The organism is Micrococcaceae bacterium Sec5.7 (assembly GCA_039636785.1).
Lineage (GTDB): Bacteria > Actinomycetota > Actinomycetes > Actinomycetales > Micrococcaceae > Arthrobacter.
Map to the genome: position 1 here is coordinate 380,484 of CP144169.1, position 13,701 is coordinate 394,184.

15 protein-coding genes are annotated in these 13,701 nt (G+C 63.6%); 7 read left to right on the forward strand and 8 right to left on the reverse strand.

Going from position 1 to position 13,701, the window contains the following annotated elements; translation table 11 throughout:
• Positions 1-209: 209 nt before the first annotated feature.
• From V3C33_01670 to V3C33_01685, 4 genes are all read left to right on the forward strand, one after another.
• Positions 210-671 carry a DUF4383 domain-containing protein gene (locus tag V3C33_01670; GenBank protein ID XAS68067.1) on the forward strand — a complete coding sequence of 154 codons (462 nt, stop codon included), beginning with the start codon at positions 210-212 and terminating at the stop codon, positions 669-671.
• 376 nt (positions 672-1,047) lie between these two features.
• A complete protein-coding gene (locus tag V3C33_01675) occupies positions 1,048-2,484 on the forward strand; it encodes an SPFH domain-containing protein (GenBank protein XAS68068.1) in 1,437 nt (478 codons plus the stop codon).
• Positions 2,477-2,719 (forward strand): hypothetical protein, encoded by a 243-nt coding sequence (locus V3C33_01680; GenBank protein XAS68069.1) that lies wholly within the window; start codon positions 2,477-2,479, stop codon positions 2,717-2,719. Before V3C33_01675 ends, V3C33_01680 begins: the two co-directional genes overlap by 8 nt.
• Positions 2,720-2,770: 51 nt before the next feature.
• Positions 2,771-3,634, forward strand: coding sequence for an HNH endonuclease (locus V3C33_01685; protein XAS68070.1), 864 nt, complete (start codon positions 2,771-2,773; stop codon positions 3,632-3,634).
• A gap of 115 nt (positions 3,635-3,749) precedes the next feature.
• On the opposite strand, the gene V3C33_01690 is transcribed toward V3C33_01685, so the two are convergent.
• Positions 3,750-4,532, reverse strand: coding sequence for an alpha/beta hydrolase (locus V3C33_01690; protein ID XAS68071.1), 783 nt, complete (start codon positions 4,530-4,532; stop codon positions 3,750-3,752).
• Between the two features lie 218 nt (positions 4,533-4,750).
• Between V3C33_01690 and V3C33_01695 the strand changes: the two genes are divergently transcribed.
• Together V3C33_01695 and V3C33_01700 are read left to right on the forward strand one after the other, a co-directional pair.
• Positions 4,751-5,947, forward strand: coding sequence for a glycosyltransferase family 1 protein (locus V3C33_01695; GenBank protein ID XAS68072.1), 1,197 nt, complete (start codon positions 4,751-4,753; stop codon positions 5,945-5,947).
• Positions 5,944-7,428 carry a UDP-glucose/GDP-mannose dehydrogenase family protein gene (locus V3C33_01700; GenBank protein XAS68073.1) on the forward strand — a complete coding sequence of 495 codons (1,485 nt, stop codon included), beginning with the start codon at positions 5,944-5,946 and terminating at the stop codon, positions 7,426-7,428. The genes V3C33_01695 and V3C33_01700 overlap by 4 nt, the downstream gene beginning before the upstream one ends.
• Before the next feature lie 31 nt (positions 7,429-7,459).
• On the opposite strand, the gene V3C33_01705 is transcribed toward V3C33_01700, so the two are convergent.
• Complete coding sequence (locus V3C33_01705; GenBank protein XAS68074.1) at positions 7,460-7,762, reverse strand: excalibur calcium-binding domain-containing protein; 303 nt, start codon at positions 7,760-7,762, stop codon at positions 7,460-7,462.
• A 56-nt stretch (positions 7,763-7,818) separates the two neighbouring features.
• Here V3C33_01705 and V3C33_01710 point away from each other — a divergent pair, with 56 nt between their 5' ends.
• The gene (locus tag V3C33_01710) at positions 7,819-8,073 is read left to right on the forward strand and encodes a hypothetical protein (GenBank protein ID XAS68075.1); all 255 of its coding nucleotides are present in this window, start codon (positions 7,819-7,821) and stop codon (positions 8,071-8,073) included.
• A 367-nt stretch (positions 8,074-8,440) separates the two neighbouring features.
• On the opposite strand, the gene V3C33_01715 is transcribed toward V3C33_01710, so the two are convergent.
• The 6 genes from V3C33_01715 to V3C33_01740 all read right to left on the reverse strand — a co-directional run bounded on the left by V3C33_01715 (position 8,441) and on the right by V3C33_01740 (position 13,697).
• The gene (locus V3C33_01715) at positions 8,441-9,190 is read right to left on the reverse strand and encodes an ATP-binding protein (protein XAS68076.1); all 750 of its coding nucleotides are present in this window, start codon (positions 9,188-9,190) and stop codon (positions 8,441-8,443) included.
• Positions 9,187-10,740, reverse strand: a complete 1,554-nt coding sequence (istA, locus tag V3C33_01720; GenBank protein ID XAS68077.1) for an IS21 family transposase — start codon at positions 10,738-10,740, stop codon at positions 9,187-9,189. Before istA ends, V3C33_01715 begins: the two co-directional genes overlap by 4 nt.
• A 783-nt stretch (positions 10,741-11,523) precedes the next feature.
• Positions 11,524-12,174 (reverse strand): hypothetical protein, encoded by a 651-nt coding sequence (locus V3C33_01725; protein XAS68078.1) that lies wholly within the window; start codon positions 12,172-12,174, stop codon positions 11,524-11,526.
• A gap of 5 nt (positions 12,175-12,179) precedes the next feature.
• Positions 12,180-12,686: a hypothetical protein gene (locus V3C33_01730; protein ID XAS68079.1), complete on the reverse strand. Its 507-nt coding sequence runs from the start codon at positions 12,684-12,686 to the stop codon at positions 12,180-12,182.
• A gap of 8 nt (positions 12,687-12,694) precedes the next feature.
• On the reverse strand, positions 12,695-12,850 hold the full coding sequence (locus V3C33_01735) for a hypothetical protein (protein ID XAS68080.1): 156 nt from the start codon (positions 12,848-12,850) through the stop codon (positions 12,695-12,697).
• A 196-nt stretch (positions 12,851-13,046) separates the two neighbouring features.
• Positions 13,047-13,697 carry a hypothetical protein gene (locus V3C33_01740; GenBank protein ID XAS68081.1) on the reverse strand — a complete coding sequence of 217 codons (651 nt, stop codon included), beginning with the start codon at positions 13,695-13,697 and terminating at the stop codon, positions 13,047-13,049.
• Between the last annotated feature and the right edge of the window lie 4 nt (positions 13,698-13,701).

The following is a 13,701-nucleotide window of genomic DNA, read 5'->3' on the forward strand; positions in this document are numbered from 1 at the left end:
CGCCGTTCGTGGTTGTCCGTGCACAGCCGCCGTAGCGCTCCGGTCCGGCAGCGCGGGGGTTCTCAGTCCGGGCAGAACCCCTTATCCTCCGGTGATCGGGCCCGTCGAGATCCCGGTTTCGACAGGCCCGAGCACCGGCGCATTCCGGTGCTTTTTCGATAAACCAGACGTAAAATTGGAATGTCCGCAATCAGTGGTTGGAGGCAGAAATGACTACCGCATCCCCACATGCGCACGGCGTTCACTTTGGGCGGGCAGATGTCCAGAACGTCGGCATGGGTGTAGGTATCGTCTTGATGGTGGTGGGTGTGCTCGGATTCATCCCGGGCGTCACCGCGCGGTACAGCGAAATGATGTTCCTGGGGCCTGATTCGCACGCCATGTTCCTTGGCCTGTTCCAGGTGTCCATGCTGCTCAACATTGTGCAGCTGGCCATCGGTGCGGCCGGGTGGGCTATGTCCCGCAAGGAAATGGGTGCACGAAACTTCCTTATGGGCTTTGGTGCGCTGTACATCGTCCTCAGTATCTTCGGGCTCAGTGTCGGAGTTGATTCGGTGGCCAATTTCCTGTCGCTGAACACTGCGGACAACTGGACCCATATGATCCTGGGCGTACTGATGGTTGCCGCAGGCTGGATGTTCTCACGGATGTCAGCCACGGACAGGAAATAACCCGGATCCATCGAAGCCGGGAACTAGGAGCCGCGAATGAGTGAAGATTCATAGCAGTCTGAATATTCGTCCTACTGGTTGGTGCAGGTGCTCTGCGGGTCTCGCAGACAGCTGCACCAGCTTTTTGCTGTCAGCCCAAGCGGCCCACCGGAGCAGAAACCGTCCTCCTGTGAATATTTTTACTTACTTGCGAAAGATCGCGCCCTGCGAGGAAGAAGGACACCCAATTGCTGGACTTACACGCCGGGAGCCAATAAGACTGTTTACAACAGCTGGCTTGGCGTGTAATTCCTGCGTTTAATCCGGCCGTGTTCCAGCAGTTGCATCGTTTGGGTCTCCACCGCTACGCCTGTTCCAACATTGAAAGGACCTGGTCATGCCGGACTTATCAGCTTTCATCCCGCTTATTGCCACCTTAATCGGGGCGGTGGTCATTGTTGGAGTTATCAGGCTGGCAATAAAACTGATGTGGAAGGTGGCCGAACCCAACGAAGCGCTCATAATTTCAGGCCTGACCCGGGGAAGCCAGGACACCCGGGACGGAATGGACTTTAAGATCGTCACCGGCAAGGGCGCCCTGGTGCTTCCCGGGCTCCAAACTGTCAGAACCTTGGCCCTGACGCTGAATGAAACAGAGCTTAAGGTTTCCTGTGTGACTTCGCAGGGCATCCAGGTGATCGTGGACGGCGTCGTCATTTACAAAATCGGCGACGCCGCCCCCTTCATCGCCAATGCAGCGCGAAGATTTCTCGGCCAGCAGCCCAAAATGGAGAGCCAGGTCTACAACGTTTTTGAAGGACACCTGCGCTCCATCATCGGCAGCATGACGGTTGAAGAAATCATCCGTGAGCGCGACAAACTTGCTTCGCAGGTCCGCAGCGCCAGCGGCGTTGAAATGGAGAAGCTCGGCCTTGTGGTCGATTCGCTCCAAATCAAGGACCTTCAGGATCCCACCGGATACATCCAAAACATTGCCAAGCCGCATATTGCCCAGGTCAAGATGGAGGCCCGCATCGCAGAGGCCACAAGGAACCGCGAAGCGGCGGAAAAGGAAGCCGAGGCGGCGGCCCTGATTGCCGACGCGCAGAGCCTCTCTGCGATCAGGCAATCTGTGGCGCAGGCCAATGCCGAAAGGGCAAAGGCGAATGCCGCCCAGGCCGGACCCCTGGCCGACGCAACGGCCCGCCAGCAGGTGGTGGTCCAGGAGACTGAAGTGGCCAAGCTTGAGGCGGACCGTGAGGAGCAAAAACTCCAGACCACCGTCCGCAAGCCCGCCGATGCCAAGGCCTACGCAAAGCGCACCGACGCCGAGGGCCAAAAGTCTGCCGACATCAGCGCCGCCGAAGCACGCGCCCGGCAAACGGAACTGGAAGCGCAGGCAAATGCCCGGCGCACCGAACTCCAGGCCCAGGCCAACGCCACTGCTGCGGCAGCCGCTGCCGGAGCCACCCGTGTTACCGGCGAAGCGGAGGCGGCAGCAACAAAGGCACGCGGCGATGCCACCGCCTCCGCAGTAAAGGCCAAGGCGCTGGCCGAGGCAGAGGGCATCAAAGCCCGCGCCGAAGCGCTCGGGACCAATCAGGATGCTGTCATTTCCCAGCAGCTGGCTGAGAACATGCCGGCCATCATCGCGGCCGCAGCCGAGCCGTTTGCCCACGTGGGGCAGCTGACTGTCCTGAACGGCGGCGAAGGCATCAACCGCATGATCGGCGGAATTCTGACCCAGGCGGGCGACTACCTCCCGGCCCTCGCCTCCGCCCTCAAGAACGGCAGGCAGGCAACAAAACCACCGCCGAAAGCTCCCGATGCATAGAGATGTTGACCGGAGCCTCACCGGCAAGATCGGCCGGGTCACCGGACGCATCGGGCCCGGCACCATTGGCGAAGTCATGCTTCCGTTCCACGGCGGCACAAGCGCCTTCCACGCCCATCCCTTTGATAGGACCAGCGTTTTCGCGGTAGGGGATGACGTGCTGGTGATCTACCTTGATCCGCCCCAGACGGTTTATGTTGATGAACTGCCGGATGTTCTCAAAACTAGAACATAGATGCCGTCAGACCCTGCGGGAGCCGGAACAGAACCCTGCGAGAATGGGCCCATGACAGCCATCATCCTGGGGTGGGACCCTGACCGCTGGAACTGCTGGAACTATGCCGCCGTGGTAGAGCAGGTAGCTGAAACCGGCCAGTTCCTAGCCAGCTGGAACGTGGGCAGCCTCCAGGACACACCCTCCGGAGCAGAAGCCTGGCTCGTCGTGGAGGGCCGCGCAGGGAACGGGCTGCTGGGCCACGGCGTCATTGTCTCGGAACAACCGCACGCCGCGCCGCAGCAGGCCGAGCCCGGAAAGACCTCAATGCAGGTCCGCGCAGTGTTCGATGCCCTCCTGCCCTTGGGCGAACAGCTCCCTCTCGGGATCCTCGAAGATACCCTGCCTGCGGAGCCCTGGGATGGGGTCTACGGCTCCGGGCTGACCATCGGCCCGTCCGATGAGGCGAAAATCCGTGAACTCTGGAGCAGGTTGGGCCCGGCGTCGGTATCGGACCCGACGCAGCCTGTGCCCGGTACGTACCCTGAAGAGTCCGTGAGCAGGGTCGAGGTGAACCGCTACGAACGCAGCCCGGAGGCACGGCGGGCATGCATCGCCCATCATGGTCCCGGCTGTGCAGCGTGCGGGTTCTCCTTCGAAATCGCCTACGGGGAGATCGGCAAGGACTTCATCCATGTCCACCACATCGTGCCGGCTTCACAGCTCGGCAGCAGCTATCAGCTGGATCCGATCACTGACCTGGTGCCGCTCTGCGCCAACTGCCACGCGATGGCGCACCAGGGCGTGAGCACACCGCGCACCGTGGCGGAACTGCGGCGGATCATCGCCGGCGCCGGGTTCCTGGGCGGCTCAACGCTGGGGCCCGGGGAACTGGAGGCCCAGCGCGACGCCCAGCGGATCCTGCGGCAGGACTAGCCTCGCCCGTCTGCGTGGATCCCTCCGGGTCCGCTGGCTGCTCGGCCGAGGGCCGCCTCGGGGGGGACCGCATCCCGAGGACCACGTAGCGAGGGACCGCCCCGCGATTGGCCCGTTAGACGATGGCAGGCCGCGCGCGGCGTATGGGAATGAGCGTGCGGGGCGGCTCGGCTGCGTCCAGGAACTTGAGGATGAGTGCGGTGAGGACGTCCGGTTGTTCAATTGGGACCGCGTGAGAAGCTCCGGGGACGACGGCGAGCTGGCCTTCGGGCAGAGCTTCGTACAGCGAGAAGGTATGGGGGAATGCGACCACGTCGTCGTCACCAACTACGACCAGTGCCGGTCGGGTGATTTGCCCGACGTCGGCGGTGGTGAGCGTCGGCTCCGAACCAAACATGGTGAAACTCTTGCTGAAGACGGCCTCCAGATGCTCGGCTCCGTCGGGCGATCGTTGGATGTATGCGTTGCTCAGTTCCTGTGCAAGCGGCGACTCCGGGTCCATCTCCGCGGGCACGACGCCGTCGTAGTGGTAGTTCGTACCAATGACAACAAGCTTGTGCACGAGATCGGGGCGTTTGAGCGCGACGAGGAGCGCAACGATCCCACCGTCGCTCCACCCCACGAGATGGGCCGGGCCGCCAACCACCTGCTCGAGCACCCGAACGGTTTCGGTCGCCATGTCCGCATAGTGGAACTCTGCAGCGGTGTCCGCGGTATAGCCATGGCCACGGCGATCGAACGCGACTACGCGGTAACGCTCGGCGAGACCTGGCCCAATGCTATTGAGCAGCGCGTCACTGTTGCTCAGTCCGCCGTGCAACAGCAGGAGCGGTGCGCCGGGACCGCTGCGGTCGTCGACCCACGTCGGGTGCCCGTCAATGTCCACATAGCTGCCCATGGTTCACTCCATCCTGGCCGATCCCGGACTCATCGACAGTTGATCTTCCGTGGCGGGTCCGCCACAGCGGTTATTGTCCTCCCGTATCCTCGACGGAACAATGGCTCCGGTGCGAACTGTCATGTTCCATCGCCGCCCGCCCCGCTGTTAACCAAACCTTCCCCTCCCAGTAACGCCCATTCCCCCGCAACGTCAGCCGCCGCCCGCACCGTTGAGGGGTGAGGATCGCAATTGTTGCTGAATCGTTCCTGCCGCTGATGAACGGGGTTACGCACTCCATCCTGCGGGTGCTGGAGCATCTGCAGGAACGGGGCGATGAGGTGCTGGTGATTGCACCGTCAACCCAGGACACCGATGTTCTTGGCGTCGTGCACGGTGCATTCGTGCACCGGCTCCCGTCCGTGCCGCTGGCCGGGTATGCAAACGTGCGGGTGGCTTTGGGCGGTGTGAACCGGGTCAAGAGAATCCTTGCCGATTACGCACCGGACGTGGTTCACCTTGCGTCGCCCTTTGTGCTCGGCTGGCGGGCTGTGCAGGCCGCGCATCAGTTGGGGATCCCCACCATAGCCATTTACCAGACCGAGGTACCCAGCTACGCCGCCCGCTACGGGGTGCCGTTCCTGGAGAACTGGGCCTGGAACCGCGTGGAGAACATCCACCTGCTGGCGTCCCGGACGCTGGTGCCGTCAACGTTCGCACACAACCAGCTGCGCGGGCGCGGGATTCCGCGGCTGGACATGTGGCGCCGCGGTGTGGACACCGCGCGGTTCAGCCCGGAAAAGCGCGACGGCGGCTGGCGGACTTCCGTGGCCCCCGGCGGTGAGCGGATCATCGGCTACGTGGGCCGGCTTGCGATTGAAAAGCAGGTGGAGGACCTGGCGGTGCTGGCGGACGTGCCCGGCACCAGGCTTGTGATTGTGGGCGACGGGCCGCAGCGGGCGGCGCTGGAGGCTGCGCTTCCCGGGGCCGTCTTCACCGGTTTCCTGGGCGGCGGGGAGCTGGCCCGGGCGGTGGCGTCCTTCGACCTGTTTGTGCATCCCGGCGAGTTCGAGACCTTCTGCCAGACCATCCAGGAGGCCATGGCGTCCGGGGTTCCGGTGGTGGCCACGGGCCGCGGCGGGCCGCTGGACCTGGTGGAGAACTCCCGCACCGGCTGGCTGTATGAACCGGGCGATCTGGCCGGGTTGCGTGCGCATGTGATGGACCTGATGGGCGACGACGCCAAGCGGCGCGCGTTCGCAGCGGCAGCCCACGCTTCGGTCCAGGGGCGGACGTGGCCGGCGTTGAGCGCCGAGCTGGTGCGGCATTACAAGACGGTGGCCTTCGGTGATCGGGCCCGTCGGGATCCGGTGCCTGAGCCTGCCGGAATCCAAACGTTCGAAGCCCTCGAAAAACGAAAAGGAGTCACCCTATGAAGATTTCAGTGATCGGCTGCGGCTACCTCGGTGCCGTGCATGCTGCGACCCTCGCATCCATGGGCCACACCGTGGTGGGCATCGACGTCGATGCCAACAAGGTGGACCATCTGGGCCGCGGCTTCGCGCCGTTCCATGAACCCGGGCTGGACGAACTCCTGCAGGACGGCCGCGCCACCGGCCGGCTCACGTTCTCCACCGACTTCGGGGACGCCGCCGGCGCGCAGGTGCATTTCCTGTGCTTGGGCACCCCGCAGTCCAAAACGTCCGACGGCGCCGACCTCACCTTCCTGGTCTCCGCCACCAAGGCGCTCCTCCCGCACCTGAGCCGGGGCGCCGCCGTCGTCGGTAAGTCAACAGTGCCCGTGGGCACGGTGGACATGCTCCGCGGGATCCTGTCCCGGCGGCCGGATGTGCTGCTCGGCTGGAACCCGGAGTTCCTGCGCCAGGGCACCGCGGTGAAGGATTCGCTGGTGCCGGACCGGCTGGTCTACGGGGTGCCGGGGGGCAAGGCTTCTGCTGAGGGCGCGGGCGTGACGGCTGCGCTGGATGCGGTGTATGAGCCGCTGCTGGGCGCCGGGATCCCGCGGCTGGTGTGCAACTTCGCCACGGCGGAACTGATCAAGTCGGCGTCGAACGCGTTCCTGGCCACCAAGGTGAGCTTCATCAACGCGATGGCTGAGCTGTGCGACGCGTCCGGGGCTGACGTGACCGAGTTGAGCGAGGCAATGGGCTTGGATCCGCGGATCGGCAACAGGTACCTGCACGCCGGGCTGGGCTTCGGCGGCGGCTGCCTGCCCAAGGACGTCCGGAGTTTCCGGGCGCAGGCGGCTGCCCTGGATGTCAGCTCGGTGAACGACTGGATGGGCGTGGTGGATTCCATCAATCTGGGCCAGCGGTTGCGGACGGTGGAGATCGCGCGGGAGCTCTGCCGCGGGTTCCTGAGCGGCCGGACGGTGACGGTGCTGGGCGCGGCGTTCAAGCCGGACACGGACGACATCCGCGACTCCCCCGCCCTGGACGTTGCCCTGCAGCTGGCCGCGGCCGGCGCGCACGTGACGGTGACGGACCCGAAGGCCATCAACAACGCCTGGATGCGCTACCCGCAGCTGCGCTTCGAGCCTTCCACCCGCCGTGCGCTGGAAGGTGCCGAGCTGGTCCTGCTGCTCACCGAGTGGGACGAATACCGCTCGCTTTCGCCGGCGGTTGCGGGAGGTCTGGTACGACGCCGGACGGTGCTGGACGCGCGGAACGTGCTGGACGCTGCGGCCTGGCAAGCGCAAGGCTGGACGGTGCGGGGGCTCGGGACGAACTCTGTGGCCGAGCCTGCCCCGGTGGTTGAGCCTGCCGAAACCCGCCGCCCGCTGGTTGAGTCTGCCGAAACCCGCCGCCCTGTGGTTGAACCTGTCGAAACCCGCCGCCCGCTGGTTGAGCCTGTCGAAACCCGCCGCCCGCTGATCGGTCCCGCGCCCGTTCGTTGAGCTTGTCGGAACCAGTCAAGCCCTGATCCTGTCAGCGCTTCTCGCAGGCGATGCCGTCGTTGTCGCGGTCCAGGTCGTACTCGCGAAGGTAGCGCTTCGGGCCGCCGTCATTGTAGGCATACACGGTGTTATTCACGGTGAAGTTCGTAACACTTTTTCCGGTGGTCCTGTCCCGTGCACCCTTCTTGCCAACACCATGCGGATAAACCCGGTTGAGTTCCGTGCAGTTCTTGTAAGACTTCGGCGACGGCGCAGCATTGGCGGGCACCGTTGACACGGTGAGAAAAAGGGCGGCGGTGGCCAGCGAGGCCGCGAGAACTTTTTTGACGCGCATATGAAACAGGACTCCCCCATAGAGAAACCCTCAAGCCGCTCGTCGGCGAAGGGTAAATGAATGCTATCCCAAAGTCGGGGCGGATTCCGGCCGGCTCAGCGCGTTGCCCGCACAAGCCTCTGCCGACCCTGCCGTGCGACATCTGGCCCGTCGCAGCCAGAGTGATCCAGCCCGCCGGGGCGAATGGCGCCGTCGAAGTTAGCGGACCCTTCGCCCCGGCCGGCGTGCCCATGGACCAGTTCAAATCCACCGGCCGCCCCGCCTCCAACCGCCGCTTCATGTCGTCCATGATTTTCGCTTCTTCTTTGTAGAAAGCCGCGTCGTCACCATTGGGCGCCCCCGCGCCGCGGTTCTGGAACTGGTGCTGGGCAAACAAACCGATCCGTTCCCCGGGCGCCCCCAGAAACGACGGCGCCGAATGCCCGCCCTCATACCCCAGACCCCCCCACACGCTTCCCCGCGAGCAACTGCTGCCACGCGTTCCGGTTCATATCCCCCGCCAGCGTCGACGTGACCGTACCCGACACGCCCTGGGCCTGGGCCTGCCCGGAAGCATCCCTCGTGTGAGTATTTGAAGCTTTGAGCGCCACCTGTTCGTGCGGTTCAGCGCCGGGGTTCGTGCGAGAGAGCGCCAGCGGTCGCGGGGCCTGGCGCCGCTGACGCTCTCCGTGACGGTTGCTAGGCGGTTGCGAGTGCTGTGTGCTCGCGCATGTTGTAATTGCCTGTCTCGACCCAGATCGTGTTGTGGATGATCCGGTCCATGATCGCGTCGGCGTGAACGCCGGAGCCGAGCCGCTGGTGCCAGTCCTTCTGCGAGTACTGGGTGCAGAACACTGTTGACGTCTCCCCGTAGCGGCGTTCCATCAGTTCCAGCAGCATGGTGCGCATCGATTCCGTGGGCCGATCCAGCAGCCACTCATCGATGACCAGCAGGGTGAATGCCGCATATTTGCGCAGGAACTTGCCGGATCCGCCAGGGGTGTCTTGGGCGGCGACCCAGGCTTCCTCGAGGTCGGGCATGCGGACGTAATGCGCGCGGATGCGGTGTTCGCATGCGCGTTTAGCCATCGCGCACCCCAGGTAGGACTTCCCCGACCCGGTGAACCCTTGGAAGACAACGTTCTGCTGCCGGGCCACGAACGAGCAGGTGCCGAGCTGGCTCAGCAGCGGCCGGTCAAGACCTCGCTCGTCGAGGAGGTCGATGCGGCGCAGGTCAGCGTTCGGGTAGCGCAGCCCCGCCCGCCGGATCAGGCCGGTGACTTTGGCATGGGTGAACGACGCGTAGGCGTCATCGACGACCAGCCGGAGACGATCTTCGAACGGCAGGCTGATGCTCAGCGTCTCGTCTTGGGTATCTATGGCCTCCAGCAGCTCGCCCGCGTTCATCTCCCGCAGCTTGCGTTTGGTTTCCGTGTCCAGGCGGCTCATCGGGTCCCTCCTGCGTAGTAGGAGCTGCCGCGCACGTATCCGCCATCTTCGTCATCAGGCTCCTCGACGTGCCCGGTTTTGTCCTGCCCGGTGTCCAGGATCGGCCGCAGGTGGGCGTAACGGGGCGATCGTATCGGACCGCGCAGCGCGAGCTGGCATGCGGCTTCCACCCGGGCTGGTGAGAACCTACGAGACAGACGCAGCACCGCCAGGGCCGGGTCGTAGCCGGCTTCCTCGATGCGGACAGACTCGAAGATCTTCTCGATCACGGTCCCGGTCGCCGGTCCCATCCGTAACGCCCAGGCGTCGATCCGGGCCCGGTCCCAGGCTTGCCAGCTGTGCCCCTCGGGAAGGTCGGCTTCGTTCGTCCGATACTGGTTCGTCGTCGTCACGGGCAGCAGCAGGTGGCTGGTCAGGCGCTCATCACCCCGATAGATCTCGAGCATGGTGTCCGTGACGCGAAGATCAACATGCGCGCCGATGTGGGTGAACGGGACGGAGTAGAAGTTTTTTGACCAGACCACGTGTCCGTTCCGGCCTACTTTGCGCCCATATGTCCAGGTGCTGATCTCGAAAGTCACCGCCGGCAACGGTTGCAGCAGCGGCTTCTCCTCGGCCGTGAACACGCTCAGCCGGGAGCCCTCCCGCTTCTGGAACGGCTGTCGGTTGTAGGCATCGATCTGCTCCCGAACCCGGGCCCGCAGCTGCACCAGGCTGGTGAACTGCTCCTGCCTCAGACCCGCAATCACCCAGGTGGCGACGTGGGAGACAGTGTTTTCTACGCTGGCTTTGTCTTTCGGGTGCCGCACCCGGCCCGGTAGTACCGCCGCCGAATAATGCGCCGCCATCTCCCGATAAGCGTCGTTGAGGACGACTTCGCCCTCGCGCGGGTGAGAGATCACCCCGGTCTTGAGGTTGTCGGGGACGAGCCTCGGGACCGTGCCGCCGAAGAATGCGAACATCGCCGCATGCGCGCGCAGCCACGACTCCTGCCGCATATCCAACGTCGCCTCCACGAACGCATACCTGCTGAACGGCAGGCACGCGACGAACAAATACACCTTCGAGACCTCTCCCGTTGCCGGGTCAACGAGCTGCATCGTCGGCCCGGACCAGTCGACCTCGACGCTGCGGCCGGCCTTATGGCCGACCCGAGACGACGCGCCAGTGACGTTGGCGTAATCGCCGTAAAGCCTGCAGAACCGGTCATAACTCATCGCCGCTTGCCCGGCCCGACTGCACCCGTCGAGATACTCCTGGTGCAGCAGCTTCAACGTCACCCCAACCCTGGCCAGCTCGCGATGCACCTGGACCCAGTCCGGCTGCGCGAACACGCTCTCCCGCACCCCGCGACCGGGAAACAGCGCCAGATACACCTCGCCCTCAGACTTCTCCGCAACATCGTCCCACCCGAGCCCGAGCTGATCCGCAGCATCGATCACCGCCTGAACGCTGTGCCTGGACATGCCCTGAGCAAGCGAGATCGCTCTGCCGGACAGGCCCTGGTTATGCAACTGCAAGACGAGCTTCGCCTTGATCTTCCGTACCATTACCGGTACTCCTTCCACCACGTGGCCCTCACGCGGTGGAAGGAGCTTTTCAGGTGGCGCTCAACCACACCAACACTGGCGCTGACCAGCGCAAATCGTGGGCTCGGACCCCGGCGCTAACCCGCACCACATATGGACCCCTCAAGAGCGAATATTCACTCGTGTACGTGAACGTGTTCTCCAAACCACCGTCGACCTCCGCCATGACGTTATACGTCATGTTCGACACGGGTTCCTTCAGCTCCGGCGACCATGCGCCCCTGGATAAGGCATCGACGACGGCGGAACCCGGCTACCCGCGCTGCCCTCGGCAGGCAGGTGCTACCCGCCGAAAAGCTTCTTCCCAATCTTCGCGAAGAACCCAGGCTCCAACGACGGATCGATTACCGCCGGCTCCGCCGGTTATTCCAATCCACACTCAGGAACTCAGGATTATAGACAGGAGGAGTCGCCTCGCCCGCACGCAGAACAGCCCACATCCACGCCGGAATGTTATCCACCGTCCGCGGATACGCCAACAGCTGCTGCACCCACGTCCCTGCCTCAGCGGGCTCTCCCCCGGGATACCAACGGCCGTTGCCCATGCGCGGAAGGTGTTCCTCGAAGTTCTCCTTCTTACTGACCGGAGAACTGGCGTCACCATGCCTGAACTCTATGGTCTGCTCGATATGGCCCGGTTTCGGGAAATACTCAACAGGTGCAATCACCTGGAGCTTCGGGTCCGCCGCCCCGTAAATGACAGGACGACGACGGCGGCACCCGGTACCCTGCACCCTGCCGCGCTCAGCTCCCGAACAGCTTCCTGCCGATCTTCGAAAAGAACCCGGGCTCCTTCGACGGATCAATAACCATGTCATCCACCGAAAAATCGGTGCCGTCTTCCGTAACCGGCAGGCGCCTGTTTTTCCAATCCACCGTCCTCAATACAGGGTTATAGACAGGCGGCATCACCCCCTCAGCCCGGAACACCTCCCACATCCACGCCGGAATGTTATCCACGGTCCGGGGGAAAGCCACCAACTCACCATGCAAGTCACCTGCCGTCGCAGGACTCGACGCCCAATCCGGTTTCCCGCTCTCGTCCAACGGGAAAATCTCCTCATCGAACACCTCAAGCCGGCCATCAGCAGCGGGGAACACATGAAACCGGTACGTCACCCACGTCCCAGCCCCGACAACATACAAATGCCGCCTGAGTTCCAGCACCCAGGCATCCATCGCCTCATGAGAGAAATCCAAGAAGCCATTGCGATACCCCCACACGCCATTGCGCAGAATGTCCTCGCTGCGCTGACCCATCACCTGCCGCGGAACACTGGTACTGACAACTTCATCCGCACCGTAACCAAGACCGCCCTCCGCGAAGGCCTCCTGCTGCAGACGAACCAGCCCGGCCCTGATGAACGGATCATCAACCGTGGCACTCGCACGCATGCCCTCTAACCTTCCATCGGCAAGTTACGGAACGGCACGGCACGCACCTTTTGTCCGTCAAACCAATACACAAGCTTAAAACTGTCCGGCAGCCCGGGCTTCGCCCCGAACGGCGTGTCCATCGACCAGTTCAAATCCACCGGCCGCCCCGCTTCCAACCGCCTCTTCACCTCGTCCATGATTTTCGCTTCTTCTTTGTAGAAAGCCGCCCCGTCACCATTCGGCGCCCCCGCACCACGGTTCTGGAACTGGTGCTGCGCAAACAAACCGATCCGCTCCCCGGGAGCCCCCAGGAACGACGGCGCCGAATGCCCGCCCTCATACCCCAGACCACCCACACGCTTCCCCGCCAGCAGCTGCTGCCACGCATTCCGGTTCATATCCCCCGCCAGGGTCGACGTGACCCTCCCCGACACGCCCTGGGCGTGCCCGGAAGCATCCGTCGTGTACGTGAAAGTGTTCTCCAAACCGCCGTCGACCTTCGCCACCACGTTATACGTCACATTCGCCACCGGCTTATTCAACTCCGGCGACCACGCACCCCGGCAAACGTGTCCACCCGGACCACCTTGCCCGCGGCATCCGTATAGTACTTCTCGATCGAATCCACAGCGGACCCGGTCACCTGATGCATCTTGGTCCGGTGCTCGATCACATACTCGGTGTTCGGCTTCAACCCCCCACGGTCAGCGAAGTGATCCCTCTTACTGACCGGAGAACTGGCGTCACCATGCCTGAACACTATGGTCTGCTCAACATGGCCCGGCCTCGGGAAATACTCAACAGGTGCAATCACCTGGAGCTTCGGGTCCGCCGCCCCGTAAATGACAGGACGACGACGGCGGCACCCGGTACCCTGCACCCTGCCGCGCTCAGCTCCCGAACAGCTTCCTGCCGATCTTCGAAAAGAACCCAGGCTCCTTCGACGGATCAATAACCATGTCATCCACCGAAAAATCGGTGCCGTCTTCCGTAACCGGCAGGCGCCTGTTTTTCCAATCCACCGTCCTCAATACAGGGTTATAGACAGGCGGCATCACCCCCTCAGCCCGGAACACCTCCCACATCCACGCCGGAATGTTATCCACGGTCCGGGGGAAAGCCACCAACTCCGCATGCAAGTCACCGGCCCCCGCCGGACTAGAGTTCCATACCCGTTTTCCATTCTGGTCCAGCGGGAAAATCTCCTCATCGAACACCTCAAGCCGGCCATCAGCAGCGGGGAACACATGAAACCGGTACGTCACCCACGTCCCAGCCCCGACCACATACAAATGCCGCCTGAGCTCCAGCACCCAGGCATCCATCGCCTCATGAGAGAAATCCAAGTGAAAGTCCCGCCCACCCCACGCCCCGTCACGCAGAATCCTAACGCGACGCTGAGCCATCCCCTGCCGCGCAACACTGGTACTGACAACTTCATCCGCACCGTAACCAAGACCGCCCTCCGCAAAGACCTCCTGCTGAAGACGAACCAGCCCGGCCCTGATGAACGGATCGTCAACCGTGGCACTCGCACGCATACTC

Excerpts from the sequence above, each read along its gene's own strand:
- V3C33_01670 (XAS68067.1), top strand. The coding sequence starts at position 210 with ATGACTACCGCATCCCCACATGCGCACGGCGTTCACTTTGGGCGGGCA.
- V3C33_01675 (XAS68068.1), top strand. The coding sequence starts at position 1,048 with ATGCCGGACTTATCAGCTTTCATCCCGCTTATTGCCACCTTAATCGGG.
- V3C33_01680 (XAS68069.1), top strand. The coding sequence starts at position 2,477 with ATGCATAGAGATGTTGACCGGAGCCTCACCGGCAAGATCGGCCGGGTC.
- V3C33_01685 (XAS68070.1), top strand. The coding sequence starts at position 2,771 with ATGACAGCCATCATCCTGGGGTGGGACCCTGACCGCTGGAACTGCTGG.
- V3C33_01690 (XAS68071.1), bottom strand. The coding sequence starts at position 4,532 with ATGGGCAGCTATGTGGACATTGACGGGCACCCGACGTGGGTCGACGAC.
- V3C33_01700 (XAS68073.1), top strand. The coding sequence starts at position 5,944 with ATGAAGATTTCAGTGATCGGCTGCGGCTACCTCGGTGCCGTGCATGCT.
- V3C33_01705 (XAS68074.1), bottom strand. The coding sequence starts at position 7,762 with ATGCGCGTCAAAAAAGTTCTCGCGGCCTCGCTGGCCACCGCCGCCCTT.
- V3C33_01710 (XAS68075.1), top strand. The coding sequence starts at position 7,819 with ATGAATGCTATCCCAAAGTCGGGGCGGATTCCGGCCGGCTCAGCGCGT.
- V3C33_01715 (XAS68076.1), bottom strand. The coding sequence starts at position 9,190 with ATGAGCCGCCTGGACACGGAAACCAAACGCAAGCTGCGGGAGATGAAC.
- istA (XAS68077.1), bottom strand. The coding sequence starts at position 10,740 with ATGGTACGGAAGATCAAGGCGAAGCTCGTCTTGCAGTTGCATAACCAG.
- V3C33_01725 (XAS68078.1), bottom strand. The coding sequence starts at position 12,174 with ATGCGTGCGAGTGCCACGGTTGATGATCCGTTCATCAGGGCCGGGCTG.
- V3C33_01740 (XAS68081.1), bottom strand. The coding sequence starts at position 13,697 with ATGCGTGCGAGTGCCACGGTTGACGATCCGTTCATCAGGGCCGGGCTG.